Below are 14,038 nucleotides of genomic sequence, written 5' to 3' on the forward strand. Positions count from 1 at the left end.
ACCCGTGAAGTCAACAAATATGCGGGTTGTGGGCGCTTTTCCCTTGACAGCCCTTATATTCAAAGGCTTAATACGCGTTAGCCAATGAGGGTGAGTTGTTGGCATCGCAACAGCACCTGGCTGCACCCACGGTATGTGGGTCCTTCGATGTCAAGCATCGCAGCAGTATATTTTGTAATCAAGGGGTCAAGCCTGCGGGTCAGGCTTGGCTAAATAATCTTCTAGGGGTAATCCTTAAATGAACAAAACAGAGCTTATCGAACATATCTCTACCAAAGCCGATCTGTCGAAGGCCGACGCCGGCCGTGCGCTCGAAGCGTTCATCGGCGCAGTCAAGACGACGCTGAAGAAGAAGGGCACGGTAACTCTGGTGGGCTTCGGTACCTTCGCGGTCACCGAGCGTGCCGCCCGCTCGGGCCGTAACCCCCGTACCGGTGAAACCATTAAGATCAAAAAGGCCCGTGTGCCCAAGTTCCGCCCGGGCAAGGCCCTGAAAGACGCCGTCAACTAAAGCGGCGCGGGGTGCCGGCCATCGGCGGGCGCCCCGGTTCAAGGTGTGCTCACCTTGCGAAATTTATCAAAAACTACTAGAATCTCACGCTTGACGCGTTAAGCGGCGGCAGTGGCCGGCAGGTATAAAATCCGTCGGGTGCTTAGCTCAGCTGGTAGAGCGGCGCCCTTACAAGGCGTAGGTCGGGGGTTCGAACCCCTCAGCACCCACCACTTAATTCGTAAGTAAATCAGGCACTTAAGGAAGCTTAAGTGCCTTTTTTATGTGCCCTCAATCACCCGAAATGGGAGCCAAAAGGCGCCTCAAGCATCCGAAAATCGGTTGAAACCACCCGGCCTACGCCCTACACTGCGAGCCACCCAAATTAGTAAATGCTGGCATGGCCGCAAGCGATGTCTGAATGAAGTCGATCGCTGATTCCGCGTCGGTGTGCAGCAACTGCCCGCCGATCCGGGCCGCCCACCAGGCTTCCGTGCCGCCAGCGTTGCGCCATTCGCGCAGGCAGCGCGTATACAACTGCAGATCGTACTCTTCGGTGATGCCGATTGCGCCATGTACTGCATGGGCGATATCGGCAATGAGTACCGCAGCTTCGCTGCAGCGCGTCTTGCCGATCGCGGCCATCAGAGGGCGGGGCATCCAGCCTTCGTCCTGGCAGGCTATCTGAGCCGCCATGCGCGATGCCCAAGTGCGTTCCGCCAGGACGCTGATCTGGTTCTGGATAGCCTGGAAGCGGCCGATGCTTTTACCAAACTGTGTGCGCTGGTTGGCGTAGTCGAGTGTCAGGGCCAATACGCGTGCGGCTGCACCGGCCATAAGCGGCGCCAGGCTGGCGGCGCACAGTACGGCGGGTTCAATGTTGAGCGTGGCGTCCGTGTGCGCGGCAAGTGCCTCCGTGGGCGCAGTACCCCAATGCAGATCGGCCAGCAGGCTGCCATGGCCAAGATCGCTGTCTTTGCGGGCCGCAGCAATGGGCAGCAACAGGGCGCGGTTGCCGGCCGCGTATAGCAGCCAGTCCGCTACACGGCCAAACGGTACGGCGTAAGCATGGACGCCATGCTCGTCCTGACACGCACCCAGACCGGCGATGGTGATGGCGCCCTTGGGGGCTGTTATGCCGACGGCATGCAGCCATGCGCGAGCCAGGGCCGTTTGGACATAGGGGAGCGGAACCGCGTGGTAACCGGCGCTCAGGAAAAGTGGAAACGCCTGTGCCAGTGCCAGACCCGCGCCGCCCGCGCTTTCGGGTAGCAGCACATCCAGAAACCCCGATTCTTCCAGTTGCGCCCAGTGAGCGCCGCCCGCACCTTGTTGTGTTGCGTCGTGCAGCGTGGCAGGGGAAAACGCCGAGGCAAACAGCCGCTCGATGGCTTCGGTAAAAAGGTTGTCGGTACTCGTCAAGGTTGTCATGTCCAATCTTCCTTAGCGCAGGCCCAGGCCGCGTGCGATGATGCCCCGCAGAATCTCGCGTGTGCCGCCGCGCAGCGAGAAAGTAGGGGCCAACTGCTCCAGATACGTGAGGGTGCGCCGCAATTCGGTGGGCGCGGGCTTGTCGGGCTGCGAGCCAAGTACGTCGCCGATCCAGCGGGGGATGCATTGCTCGATTTCGGTGCCCAGATCTTTGACGAGGGCCGCCTCAATGGCGGGGTTTTCCCCGCGCACAAGCTTTGCTGTGAGCGCGATGGAGAGCGAGCGCAGCACCGCCAGCCATGCCACGATGTTGCCCAGGGTTGCCCGCGTGGCATGGTCGTCCACCTGCGCGGCGCGGCAATGGCGCAGCCAGCTTTCTACCAGCACCATGCTGGAGTACAGGCGTTCGGGCCCGCTGCGCTCGAAGGCGAGTTCGGCGTTTACCTGCGCCCAGCCATTACCTTCCTCACCGACCAGAGCATCTTCCGGACACTGCACATTATCGAAGAACACCTCGGAGAAATGTGCATCCCCGGCCATGTCTTCAATGGGGCGTATGGTGACGCCAGGCAGGCTGAGGTCGACAATGATCTGAGACAGGCCGATATAGCGATCGCTGGTTTCACCGGACGTGCGCACTAGCGCGATCATGTAGTGAGAATGCTGAGCGTTGGTGGTCCAGATCTTGCTGCCGTTAAGCAGCCAGCCATTGGTGGTACGCGTGGCGCGCGTCTTGATGCTGGCAAGGTCGGAGCCCGAGTTGGGTTCGCTCATGCCGATGCAGAAAAAGGCTTCGGCCTTGCTGATGCGGGGAAGATAGAACTGCTTCTGGTCTTCACTGCCGTACTTGAGAATCAAAGGGCCGCTCTGCCTGTCTGCGATCCAGTGCGCAGACACTGGAGCACCGGCGGCCAGCAGCTCTTCAGACAGAACGAACCGGGCAAAAGCCCCGCGGCCCGCGCCGCCGTATTCGCGTGGAAGGGTTAGCCCCAGCCAACCCTGGTTTGCGAGTGCCCGGCTGAAATCGGCATCAAAGCCAAGCCAGGAGCGAGCGCGGATGTCGGCAGGCATGCCCGACAGTTTTTCCGCCAGGAAGGTGCGCACCGGCGCGCGCAAGGCTTCGTCCTCGGCGGGTATGGCGGTCAGTTCTAGCGTATCTATCTTCATGATTGCTGGTCTGCGTTGAAAGGCGGTATTTGTGGGCCCGTGCGACGTAGTGCCATAGAGGCAGCGCCGTCTGCAACGCGATACTATGGGGGCAAGAGCCGGGGCTGTCTAATATTATTATTTGGATGATTGATATCAATTGAATATCGACGGCAGCCCGGGGTTGTGCCGTAGTGTCGCGGCGAGCCTTGCATCAACGACAACCCGAACTACTGGAGCCCTCGAATGAGTGAGCTATTGCATTTTGAGCAGGACGAGTACGGAATCGTAACCCTGACCATGGACTATCCGCCCACACGGAATGCTCTTACGGGCAACGGGATGGTAGATGCGTTCCTGGCCGCTTTTCAGCGCATCCAGACCGAGCATACCGCGCGCGTCGTGATCATTACCGGCGTGGGCAATGTGTTCTCATCGGGCGGCAGCATCGATGAAATGGAAAGGCAGTTGCAGCCGCGCTACGATAGTGGTGTGCTGCGCCATGAGTATCGCGAAGGTATTCAGCGGCTGCCTTTGGCACTGCACAATCTGGAGGTGCCCACCATCGCAGCCGTCAACGGCCACGCGATTGGCGCAGGTTTTGATCTGGCCTGCATGTGTGATGTGCGCATCGCCGTTGATACCGCGCGTTTTGCGGAGAGCTTCGTGAAGCTGGGCATTATCCCCGGTGATGGCGGCGCCTGGTTTCTGCCGCGCCTCATCGGCATGTCGCGGGCCGCCGAGATGACGCTGACGGGCGATGCCATCGACGCGCAGTGTGCGCTGGAATGGGGCCTGGTGTCTCGCGTAGTTGCAGCGGATTCGCTGATGAAAGAGGCGCGCGGCATCGCCCTGCGCATTGCCGCCAATCCGCCCGAGGCCGTGCGTATGTCCAAGCGCTTGCTGCGCGAAGGCCAGCACACGCGGCTGGATACCTTGCTTGAGCTTTCCGCAGCCTTTCAGGCCATCGCACACAAAACGCCGCAGCATGCCGAGGCCGTTGCGGCGTTCATGGCGAACAAACGCTCACGTTGACACGCGAAGGCACTTAGCGTGTTCGCGCGTCAATGCCGCAGGGGCAGACGCCCCATCGGCCGCCGCGATAAGCAGCCGGTGTGACGCGCCGCGATCAGGCCTGGGCCACCCGGTCAGCAATGTGGCAAAGCGCCGCTTCCACTTGGTCGATCAGGATCAGGCACAGGTCGCCCTGGTTTAGCCGTTGCAGTGCGGTGTCGATCGCCAGCATCTCGCCATGTATCTCCTGTACGTGCGTAGCCCGCGTAGCGCCGGCCAGGCCCGCGCGCAGCAGTGCGAGCACTTCACCTTCGGCGCGGCCGCGCTGACAGGCGTCCTCGTACAGAATGACATCGTCGAAGGCATTGCCCAGGATCTCGGTCTGGCGCTGCAAGTCAATGTCGCGGCGGTCGCCCGCGCCGCTGATGACGACGCTGCGCCGGCTCGCCGGCATGCGATCGACCGCGTCGACAAGCGCCTGGATGGCATCGGGGTTGTGGCCGTAGTCGGCGATCAGTGTGGCCCCGCGGTACGAAAATACGTTGAAGCGCCCCGGTGCCGTATGGGCATCATTGACGAATGACTCCACAGCTGTTGTCAGCTGCGTGTGACTAAGGCCCGCCGCCCAACCGGCCGCCAGCGACGCCATGGCGTTCTCGACCTGAAAGCCGATGGTGCCATTGCGGGTAAGGGGAATCCGTGCCATGGGAAAGCGCAACTCGACAGTGCTTTCGGCCAGCACAATGTCATTGTTGTCGACATAGGCGACGCGATGGCCTTTAGCCCGGTGCGTCGCAAGCAGGGGGTTTCCGCCGTCGACGGCAAAGAAGGTCACCGCGCCTGGGCAGTTCTCGGCCATAGCGGCCACATGCGGGTCGGCGGCATTCAGGACTGCCATGCCGTCAGGTGCCACGTTCTCGACAATAACGCGCTTGACGACCGCCAGATCCTCAACCGTCTGGATGTAGTTCAGCCCCAGGTGGTCACCGACGCCGACGTTGGTTACCACCGCAATATTGCAGCGATCGAAGCCCAGCCCTTCGCGCAATATGCCGCCTCGTGCTGTTTCGAAGACGGCGGCATCCACATCAGGATGCATCAGTACATTGCGGGCGCTGCGTGGGCCGCTGCAGTCGCCGGTGTCGATGCATTCGCCGCTGATGTAGACGCCATCGGAGTTGGTCATGCCTACGCGCAAGCCGGCATTGCTCAGCATATGGGCGATGAGGCGGGTGGTGGTGGTTTTGCCGTTGGTGCCCGCAATGGCAACGACGGGAATGCGGCCGCTCTCACCCTCTGGAAACATATTGGCGATAATGGCTTCGCCAACTGCGCGCCCCTTTCCGAACGACGGATCCAGATGCATGCGCAAGCCAGGCGCCGCATTGACCTCCACAACGCTGGCGCCCTGCTGATCCAGCGTCTCATAAACATTCTGGCTCACCAGGTCGATACCGCAGATATCCAGCCCCACCATTTGTGCGGCGGCCACTGCCGCAGCCGCCAGTTCAGGGTGTACCTGGTCGGTGACATCGGTGGCTGTGCCGCCGGTGCTGAGGTTGGCGTTATTGCGCAGCGTGACCAGCGCGCCCCGTTCGGGTATTGATTGGGCGGTGTAGCCTTGCCTGGCCATCGTGGTGACGGCAATCTCGTCATCCAGGCGAATACGCGTGAGCGAGGTGCCGTGGCCCTCACCGCGTGCGGGGTCGGCATTGATGATGGCGACCAGTTCTGCGATTGTGTGTTCGCCATCGCCGGTGATCTGTGGCGGGTCGCGCCGCGCGGCGGCCACCAGCTTGTCACCGATGACGAGCAGGCGGAAGTCGTGACCAGGAAAGTAGCGCTCCACAATCACATCGCTGCTTATTTCGGCCGCGACGTCGAAGGCCGCCAGCACTTGGTCGCGGCCGATGAGATTGACGGCTACGCCCTTGCCCTGATTACCATCGCGTGGCTTGACGACGACCGGCGCATCGATACGCTGTGCGGCTTCCCATGCTGCCTCGCTCGTGGTGACGCTGTAGCCGTCGGGCACCGGCACGCCCGCTGCGCGCAACAGCGACTTGGTGAGGTCTTTGTCTTGTGCGATGGCTTCGGCGATGGCACTGGTGCTGTCGGTTTCCGCTGCCTGTATCCGGCGCTGGCGGCTGCCCCAGCCGAATTGCACCAAGCTGCCCTGCGTAAGGCGGCGATAGGGGATGCCGCGCGCCACAGCGGCCTGCACGATGGAGCCAGTGCTGGGCCCTAGCCTGACGTCTTCATTCAATTCGCGCAGCCGGTTCAGCGCATCGGCCAGATCGAAGGGCGTGTCGTCGGCGGCGGCGCGGCACAATGCACATGCCAGATCAAAGGCCAGGCGGCCGACATCTTCTTCAGAGTATTCGGTAATGACCTGATACACGCCCGCTTGTTCGGTTTCGCGTGTACGGGTAAAGGAAACAGGGCACTTGGCCTGCGATTGCAGGCTGAGCATGGCGCACCCGACTGCGTGGGCGAGCGGGTAGTTTTGGAGGTGATTGGGCGGCAGTTGCAGGTCGATATCGGGAAACCGCGCGCGCAGCCGGGTTTCGAATCCGGGCTGTGCGTCAATCGCGCACTCTGTCTCCGTGCACGAAACCACTGCTTCGATCGACGTGCGTCGGCTCCAGAGATTGGGGCCACGCAGGGCCCGAATACGCAAGACTTCCATGTAAAGCTATCCTCGTTGTATTTGTGTCGTGGCGACTAGTGAGCAGGTGGCGGTGCGTATGTCAGACCGACACTTCGAGTGCGGGGGCCGTGCTGTCGGGCGCGACACTGATGTCGGCTTGGTCTTGCCCGAAGGTTTCGACGCCAGTGCGGATCAAGGCTGGGTCCAGGCCCAACGCCCATGCCGCGGCAATGGCCGCAAGCATGTTGTCGGTTTGCTGCGTATCGCGACCAGCGTCGGTAACGGGTATGGCTGCCAGGCTGGTGAGCTCGGTAAGTGCGTCGCCGTGTGCCAGCATCACTTTGCCTTCGCGCGCGACGACCGCACGCTTGCCTGCGGCAAGGTGCGCCCTCAGTGCGGTGCCGGCACCTGTCTGGCTGAAGAACACCACATCGCCATCGCTCAGTTCGGCCAGTGCGGCAACATTGCTGTCGTCCGCGTTCAGTATTGATGCGCCTTCGGCCAGCACCACGTCGACCTGCGTACGCATTACCTTGGACAGCGCCTCGGTATCGGCAATATGCAGTTCAGGTATCAGTTGCGCTGTATCGAGATTGGTGACGATGCCGATCAGGCAGCGATCGTAGGGTATGCCTTCGGTGCAAATGGCGCGCACCCCAGTTTCGATAACGCCCGCTTGCATTGCACGGTTAAGCAAGACCCGCTGTGCCTGTTCCCAATTTGCGCAGTCCTGGGTTTCAACCTTGCGGCGGCCAAAGTACAGGCCGTCGCTGCAGGCCAGCCCGGTGTTCCACCCATGCATCTGGAGCAGGCGGGTGACAATGCGGGCGACGGACGTCTTGCCGTGGCTGCCTCCCACGCCGATCAGTGGAATTCGAGCGTTTGCCCCTTCGGGAAAGAGGTGCTCGACAATGGCCTCGCCCACCGCGCGCGGTTCGCCCGCGGCTGGTCGCAGATGCATGAGCAGGCCGGGCCCCGCATTGACCTCTACGATGGCGCCACCCTGTTCGGCCAGCGGGCGCGAGATGTCCCGCGCAACCAGATCCACGCCAGCGATATCCAGCCCCACGACGCGCGCGGCCAGTGCCACTGCTGCCGCAACGGAAGGGTGCACCTCGTCGGTGCAGTCGATGGAAACATTACCATTGCGCTGGATGACGACGGTTTGGCCCTCGGGCACGACCGTGTCCGCTGCGTAGCCTTGGCGGGCGATTTCCAGTCGCGCCGCGGAATCCAGGCGGATGATGTTCAGAGGGTGGTCTTCATCGCTGCCGCGGCGCGGGTCGGCGTTGATCTGGGAGTCGATCAATTGCTCCACGGTGCTGACGCCGTCGCCGCGGATTGCCGCCACGTCGCCGCGCGCGGCCGCCACCATGCGTCCCCCAACCACCAGCAGGCGGTGTTCATCGCCTTCTATGAAGCGTTCTACCATGACGCCGCTGCCTTCGTCGGCTGCGACGGAGAATGCGGTTTCGATATCGGCACGACCCGACAGATTCATGAAGACACCGCGGCCATGGTTGCCGTCCACCGGCTTGACCACGACAGGCAGGCCGATATCCTGGGCGGCTTCCCAAGCTTGCTCGGCGCTATCCACAAGTACACCCTCGGGGACGGGCACACCGCAGGTGCTCAGCAGCGTTTTGGTGAGGTCTTTGTCGCGCGACACGCCTTCGGCGATGGCACTGGTGCGGTCGGTTTCGGCCGTCCAGATGCGGCGCTGCGCTGCGCCGTATCCCAGTTGCACCAGGTTTGCTTCGCTAAGGCGTATGGTGGGGATGTCGCGGTCGTCGGCCGCGTTGACAATGCATTCGGTACTCGGCCCCAGGCGCAGTGAATCTGCCAGCTCGCGCAGCTCGGCAACGGCCCCGTCGACGTCGTAGGTGCGATCTTCGATGGCAGCCATGACCAGATCGCGCGCCGCGTACAGCGCCGCACGCGTCAGGGGTTCGTACCAGGCCCGCACAATGACCTTGTAGACCCCGCGTACGGAGGTTTCGCGCGCCCGGCCCAAGCCGCCCGGCATGCCTGCCAGAGCCTGCAGTTCGAGCGTGACGTGTTCCAGGATGTGCGCCGGCCACGTGCCATTGCGCAGACGCTGCAGGAAACCACCCCGCTCACCGATACTGCAGCGGTGCTCGATCAGCGTCGGCAGCCACGAGGAGAGGCGTTCGTACAGACCTGGAATGGTGTTGGACGGAAAATCCTCGAGATCGCCGATATCCACCAGCGCTTCGATGACCGGCCGATAGGCCCAGATACTGGGGCCGCGCAGGTACTGCATTGTGACAATGTCAATGTATTTTTTGCTCATCTTCGAGGAATTGGACGAAAGAGAGGGGGGGATGCGGCGAGGCGGCGGGAAGCGTCAGGAGACGGATACGCGGAGAGAAAGAGAACGCATTTGCAAGGCGCAATCAAAGAGGATAAATAATGGCGAGACAAGTTGCCGAGAATGCAGATTTAACTCCTGCTTGAATGGGAGTGCAAGAGATTCTGGTGGCTCGGGGCGGCGAAACAACACAAAATTTGTCAATTCCCCTATTTGCAGGGTTTGGGAGGTATTCTGCCTCATCAGGGTGGCCTGAATTTGTGTATATTCCTCCTTTTTTTCGGCCCAATCGGATGAATGCGGAAGTAAATCAGATGGACGCGCCCGGCAGTGTGCCTGCTGCATGGCGTGCATCGCTGGCGCAACAGCTTGCCCCGGGGGAAACTGTTCGAGCCTGGATGGAAACCGATCTGGACGGCCGCCTGCGGTTCAGCCAGGGCCTGATTGCCGTTACCAGCCGCCGTCTGCTGGCTTGGCAACCTGATACCGCCCAGTGGCAGTCATGGGACGCTGCCCCCGGCCTGGCGCTGCAACTGCACGACCATGCCGGTGTGGGCACGCTCGCTTTACAGGATGCGCACGCTTGTCTGGCAACGTGGCGCTATACCTTGCGGCACGATCGCAGCGCGCACGCGCTCGCTGCGCAATTCAATCGACGCCATGGCACCGAGGAGCCTTCTGGGTATGTGGCGGCCAGCCCACGCGTAGGTGTGCCCTCGTCGTGGGCCCTGTTGCGGCTGTGGCGGTTCGCCCGGCCCTACCGAGGGCAATTGCTGACCGGTTTTCTGCTGACGCTCGGGGCTACTGCCGCTGCGCTGGTGGCGCCGTACCTGACCATGCCACTCATGGACAAGATCTTGATCCCTTTTCAGAACGGGCAACCGGTGGATTGGGGCCTGGTGCGGCTGTATCTGAGCGGGTTGTTGGTATCGTCGATCCTGGCTTGGATACTGGGCTGGGGCCGGACATATATCCTGGCGCGCGTCAGCGAGCGCATTGGTGCCGATTTGCGCACCGCGACCTATCAGCATCTGCAAGGCCTGTCGTTGCAGTATTTCGGCGGCAAGCGCACGGGTGATCTGATCTCCCGTATCGGTTCCGAATCTGATCGTATTTGCCTGTTCCTGTCGCTGCATTTGCTCGATTTCGCCACCGACGTGCTTATGATCGCGATGACCGCGATCATCCTGTTCACCATCAACCCCTGGCTGGCCATCGTCACACTGCTGCCGCTGCCTTTCATTGTCTGGCTCATCCACTTGGTACGCGACCGTCTGCGCCACGGTTTCGAGCGAGCCGACCGGGTCTGGTCAGAACTTACCAACGTGCTGGCCGACACAATACCTGGCATACGTGTGGTCAAGGCATTTGCGCAAGAGCGCCGCGAGGTGGCGCGTTTCCGCGAGGCCAACAATCGCAATCTGGTGGTCAACGACAAGGTCAATGCGGTCTGGTCGTTGTTTTCCCCCACAATCACTCTGTTGACCGAGGTGGGGCTGTTGGTGGTGTGGGCTTTCGGCATCTGGCTGGTCTCGCGCAACCAGATCACGGTGGGCGTGCTGACGGCATTTCTCACTTACATTGGTCGCTTTTATACCCGTCTCGATTCCATGAGCCGGATCGTATCGTTTACCCAGAAGGCAGCCGCTGGCGCCAAGCGCATCTTCGATATTCTCGACCATGTATCCAGCGTACCTGAGCCCTCGCCCGCCAACACAGTGCGCCTGGAGAAGGTGCGTGGCCGCATACAGCTTCGCAATATCCGGTTTCGCTACGGCAACCGCCCGGTCATTCGCGGTATCGATCTGGACATTGCGCCAGGCGAGATGATTGGTCTGGTGGGGCACAGCGGTTCGGGCAAAAGTACCGTGGTCAACCTGATCTGCCGCTTCTACGATGTTACTGATGGCGCAATCTTGCTGGACGGCGTCGACATCCGCATGCTGCCGGTTTCCGATTACCGGCGCAATATTGGTTTGGTGCTTCAGGAACCTTTCCTGTTCTTTGGCACGATCGCCGAGAACATCGCCTATGGCAAGCCCGAGGCCAGCCGCGAAGAAATTATTGCTGCTGCCCGCGCGGCCCATGCCCACGAATTCATCCTGCGCCTGCCGCATGGCTACGATTCGTTGGTGGGCGAACGCGGCCAGGCGCTGTCGGGCGGCGAGCGCCAGCGCATCTCTATCGCCCGCGCACTGCTTATCGATCCGCCCATTTTGATCCTGGACGAGGCCACCTCATCGGTCGATACCAAGACAGAACAGGAAATCCAGAAAGCGCTGGACAATCTGACGCGCGGGCGCACCACGATATCCATCGCGCACCGCCTGAGCACACTACATCAGGCCGACCGCTTGGTGGTGCTGGACCGTGGTGTCGTCGTGGAAGAGGGCAGGCACGATGTACTGCTTGCCAGCAACGGTGCGTATGCGCGCCTGTACCAGGCGCAGGCCCGTGGCGAGGTGGACGTCTCCAGGGGTGAAGGTTGGGATGGCAGCGACGACGATGACGATACCCCTTGAGCGGAGCCACGCGATGAACCACCCCCTTATCCACCTGCGACGCGATAACTTCGGCAGGCTGATGCTGCGCCTGGACGACGGCGGCGAGGCGCACGTGACGCCGGTGCGCAGTTTTCCGATCTCCGCGCCGCAAGAGGGCTTGTCGCTGGTGCGCCAGGACGGTTCTGAGGCCGTGTGGATTGAGCACCTCGACGATGTGGACGAGGCCACGCGCGCGCTGTTGCACGAAGAGCTTGCCAGCCGCGAATTTACGCCTGAGATCCGGCGCATCGTGCGTATTTCTAGTCACGCCACGCCCAGCCAATGGCAGGTAGAAACAGATCGCGGGCCGACCACGCTTACCCTCAAGGGCGAGGAAGATATCCGCCGCCTGTCGCCCGCCATGTTGCTGATTGCAGACGCCAACGGTATTTACTTTCTGATCCGCGACGTGACAGGGTTGGATCGTGCCAGCCGGAAGCTGCTGGATCACTTCCTCTAAGACTAGAACTAGACAAAGGGTCGCCTGCGGCGGTTGCCTTCACGCAGCCGGATGTCGGTAGTGGCGGGGCGCACATAGCGGGCGCATTCGCGCGTTCGGTCTATGCAGCCGCCATTGGCATAGACCCCAGCGGGATCCCGCAGGCGCTCCATTTCTTGCACAATGCGGGCCACTTCGTGTTCATCGGCCATGCTTTGCGCCACGCGCTGATCGACGACACTGTCGTCTACACGCAGTTTACCGTTGTCGCTCACATACGTGGCGTGGCGCCAGTGGTAGAGTTCGACACACTTTGAGGCCAGTGTGAAGGGTTGATCGCGTTTCCAGAAATTGGTGAACAGGCCAGCGCCCAGATACATCACCCACGACCCTTCGTAGCCTTCAACATTGGAGGAGGTTGGGTCCGGGTTGCGGAACCACAGCCGGTCGCCGGGCACGTAGAAACGCGGGGGCAGCGGCGCCTTTGTGCTGCCATATTCGCGCAAGAATACCTCATGGAATTTGCCCGACATGATGGCGCGGGTTTCCCACTGGCGCTGGAGTTGGCCGAGCAGTGTCGGGTTGCTGCGTGCCGCCTCTTGGGCGATGCTTAGCAGCATCACGTATTCTGTGGCGCGATAGCAAGAAAATGAATACAGCTTGCCGCTATGCGCAGGCTGGGTGGCAGCGACGAGTGCTTCCACGAGCGGCTTGCCAGGTATCAGAACAAAACCTGTTTCTTCGCTATATTGCCAGAATTCCTCAGGGCGTTCCGCTGCCTCGGTATCAAATGCCAGCGCAGTGCGACGGGCATTTTCGACAATATTGTGGCGAATGCGGACAGCTGACCTGAGCTCGTCGATACTGGGGTAGGGGAAGGCGACTGGGCTGACCAGCATGGCCAGCAGTATTTCGAGGTCGAGGTGATCCGGCCGGATATGGGTGTCCAGGCTCAGGGTTTTACACAGCTGCGTGGTGTCGTGCTGTGGCGCCCAGTCGTGGGCAAAGGCGGTGCTGAGCCTGAACCGGATGAGCGCACCCTTGGGGCCGCGCTCGTGCGTGACGACGATGTAGTTCGCCACGCCGACTTCGTCCAGATATGCCAGCGCCTTGTGGCGGGCAGCGCCGAGCTGGTGCTCGGGGACGTGGAATTCGATACCGCCGGTACGTAATTGTGCCGGCAAGGACACATGAGGCATGATGGCTATGAATAAGACCGCCATAGGCGGGACGAAATGGGACGCAGCATACCTGAGACTGGTCAACAAAAAAAGACAACATTTTCTAGTGTGGACGGCAGACGACAATTCGTAAAGAGGAATTATTTATTCCAATGTTTTTTAAAGACACTTTGTTTTAATGTAAACGTCTGCATTGTTTGAGGTTTTTATTTCGTGTCCTATTAATTGTGGGGAAGAGTGCCGTCTTTGTCAGCAGTGCGTTATGCCGTATCTGTTAGCGGGCTTGCAGGCGTTTCTACTTCAGGGCTCGGTAAAATTTTTTGCAGCGCTCGGTGCATGGGCCAGAAAATACTGCTATAATTTTTTTCTTTCCTAGCGGAAAGATTGCGCAAGTTTCTTCACAGAAGTGCCCGCAAAGCCCAGGTGGCGGAATTGGTAGACGCGCATGGTTCAGGTCCATGTGCCGCAAGGTGTGGAGGTTCGAGTCCTCTCCTGGGCACCAATACCACGAAATGCCGATTGCAGAAATGCAGTCGGCATTTTGCTATGCGTGCCCAGGAAGCGGCGTGCCTGCGCACGCCGCGCGAGGACGAGAAAGGCCGGGCATGCAGGCCCGGCCGGGGTCGCGCCTGTGTGACCGAGTCCTCTCCTGGGCACCAATACCACGAAATGCCGATTGCAGAAATGCAGTCGGCATTTTGCTATGGGTGCCCAGGAAGCGGCGTGCCTGCGCACGCCGCTGAAAGCGCGTGAATTTGACGGGAACCCCGGAGGGGCGAGCGATCGAAGCGACCAGCCTGCCCCGCCACGGC

10 protein-coding genes and 2 tRNA genes are annotated in these 14,038 nt (G+C 61.1%); 6 read left to right on the forward strand and 6 right to left on the reverse strand.

The genetic code is table 11. From position 1 onward, the window contains the following. Positions 1-238: 238 nt before the first annotated feature. Both LOL23_RS14805 and LOL23_RS14810 read left to right on the forward strand, forming a co-directional pair. A complete protein-coding gene (locus LOL23_RS14805; protein ID WP_160975734.1) occupies positions 239-511 on the forward strand; it encodes an HU family DNA-binding protein in 273 nt (90 codons plus the stop codon). Positions 512-647: 136 nt separating this feature from the next. After that, a tRNA-Val gene (locus tag LOL23_RS14810) sits at positions 648-723 on the forward strand. A 124-nt stretch (positions 724-847) separates the two neighbouring features. On the opposite strand, the gene LOL23_RS14815 is transcribed toward LOL23_RS14810, so the two are convergent. Both LOL23_RS14815 and LOL23_RS14820 read right to left on the reverse strand, forming a co-directional pair. After that, positions 848-1,921 carry an acyl-CoA dehydrogenase family protein gene (locus tag LOL23_RS14815; RefSeq protein WP_237173803.1) on the reverse strand — a complete coding sequence of 358 codons (1,074 nt, stop codon included), beginning with the start codon at positions 1,919-1,921 and terminating at the stop codon, positions 848-850. 12 nt (positions 1,922-1,933) lie between these two features. Continuing rightward, a complete protein-coding gene (locus LOL23_RS14820; RefSeq protein ID WP_160975738.1) occupies positions 1,934-3,088 on the reverse strand; it encodes an acyl-CoA dehydrogenase family protein in 1,155 nt (384 codons plus the stop codon). A gap of 225 nt (positions 3,089-3,313) precedes the next feature. Between LOL23_RS14820 and LOL23_RS14825 the strand changes: the two genes are divergently transcribed. Next, a complete protein-coding gene (locus LOL23_RS14825; protein ID WP_160975740.1) occupies positions 3,314-4,102 on the forward strand; it encodes a crotonase/enoyl-CoA hydratase family protein in 789 nt (262 codons plus the stop codon). A 94-nt stretch (positions 4,103-4,196) separates the two neighbouring features. Here LOL23_RS14825 and cphA read toward each other — a convergent pair whose 3' ends face one another. From cphA to LOL23_RS14840, 3 genes are all read right to left on the reverse strand, one after another. Continuing rightward, on the reverse strand, positions 4,197-6,770 hold the full coding sequence (cphA, locus tag LOL23_RS14830) for a cyanophycin synthetase (protein WP_160975742.1): 2,574 nt from the start codon (positions 6,768-6,770) through the stop codon (positions 4,197-4,199). A gap of 61 nt (positions 6,771-6,831) precedes the next feature. Further along, positions 6,832-9,045, reverse strand: coding sequence for a cyanophycin synthetase (locus LOL23_RS14835; RefSeq protein WP_160975744.1), 2,214 nt, complete (start codon positions 9,043-9,045; stop codon positions 6,832-6,834). Between the two features lie 54 nt (positions 9,046-9,099). After that, the gene (locus tag LOL23_RS14840; protein ID WP_237173827.1) at positions 9,100-9,408 is read right to left on the reverse strand and encodes a hypothetical protein; all 309 of its coding nucleotides are present in this window, start codon (positions 9,406-9,408) and stop codon (positions 9,100-9,102) included. Between LOL23_RS14840 and LOL23_RS14845 the strand changes: the two genes are divergently transcribed. Further along, positions 9,357-11,585 (forward strand): cyanophycin metabolism-associated ABC transporter, encoded by a 2,229-nt coding sequence (locus LOL23_RS14845; RefSeq protein WP_160975746.1) that lies wholly within the window; start codon positions 9,357-9,359, stop codon positions 11,583-11,585. The two genes, LOL23_RS14840 and LOL23_RS14845, sit on opposite strands and share 52 nt — an antisense overlap. 13 nt (positions 11,586-11,598) lie before the next feature. Further along, positions 11,599-12,066, forward strand: a complete 468-nt coding sequence (locus tag LOL23_RS14850; protein ID WP_237173804.1) for a cyanophycin metabolism-associated DUF1854 family protein — start codon at positions 11,599-11,601, stop codon at positions 12,064-12,066. Positions 12,067-12,074: 8 nt separating this feature from the next. Here the strand turns inward: LOL23_RS14850 and LOL23_RS14855 are convergent, their stop codons facing one another. Further along, positions 12,075-13,244, reverse strand: a complete 1,170-nt coding sequence (locus LOL23_RS14855) for a TGL-type protein-glutamine gamma-glutamyltransferase (protein WP_160975750.1) — start codon at positions 13,242-13,244, stop codon at positions 12,075-12,077. 399 nt (positions 13,245-13,643) lie between these two features. Here LOL23_RS14855 and LOL23_RS14860 point away from each other — a divergent pair. After that, a tRNA-Leu gene (locus LOL23_RS14860) sits at positions 13,644-13,728 on the forward strand. Positions 13,729-14,038 lie beyond the last annotated feature (310 nt).

Source organism: Paracandidimonas lactea (assembly GCF_021653995.1).
Lineage (GTDB): Bacteria > Pseudomonadota > Gammaproteobacteria > Burkholderiales > Burkholderiaceae_B > Allopusillimonas > Allopusillimonas lactea.

What these genes read in the sequence shown, in the direction of transcription:
- LOL23_RS14845 (WP_160975746.1), top strand. Translation starts at nt 9,357, where the DNA reads ATGAATGCGGAAGTAAATCAGATGGACGCGCCCGGCAGTGTGCCTGCT.
- LOL23_RS14805 (WP_160975734.1), top strand. Translation starts at nt 239, where the DNA reads ATGAACAAAACAGAGCTTATCGAACATATCTCTACCAAAGCCGATCTG.
- LOL23_RS14840 (WP_237173827.1), bottom strand. Translation starts at nt 9,408, where the DNA reads ATGCAGCAGGCACACTGCCGGGCGCGTCCATCTGATTTACTTCCGCAT.
- cphA (WP_160975742.1), bottom strand. Translation starts at nt 6,770, where the DNA reads ATGGAAGTCTTGCGTATTCGGGCCCTGCGTGGCCCCAATCTCTGGAGC.
- LOL23_RS14820 (WP_160975738.1), bottom strand. Translation starts at nt 3,088, where the DNA reads ATGAAGATAGATACGCTAGAACTGACCGCCATACCCGCCGAGGACGAA.
- LOL23_RS14835 (WP_160975744.1), bottom strand. Translation starts at nt 9,045, where the DNA reads ATGAGCAAAAAATACATTGACATTGTCACAATGCAGTACCTGCGCGGC.
- LOL23_RS14850 (WP_237173804.1), top strand. Translation starts at nt 11,599, where the DNA reads ATGAACCACCCCCTTATCCACCTGCGACGCGATAACTTCGGCAGGCTG.
- LOL23_RS14815 (WP_237173803.1), bottom strand. Translation starts at nt 1,921, where the DNA reads ATGACAACCTTGACGAGTACCGACAACCTTTTTACCGAAGCCATCGAG.
- LOL23_RS14855 (WP_160975750.1), bottom strand. Translation starts at nt 13,244, where the DNA reads ATGCCTCATGTGTCCTTGCCGGCACAATTACGTACCGGCGGTATCGAA.
- LOL23_RS14825 (WP_160975740.1), top strand. Translation starts at nt 3,314, where the DNA reads ATGAGTGAGCTATTGCATTTTGAGCAGGACGAGTACGGAATCGTAACC.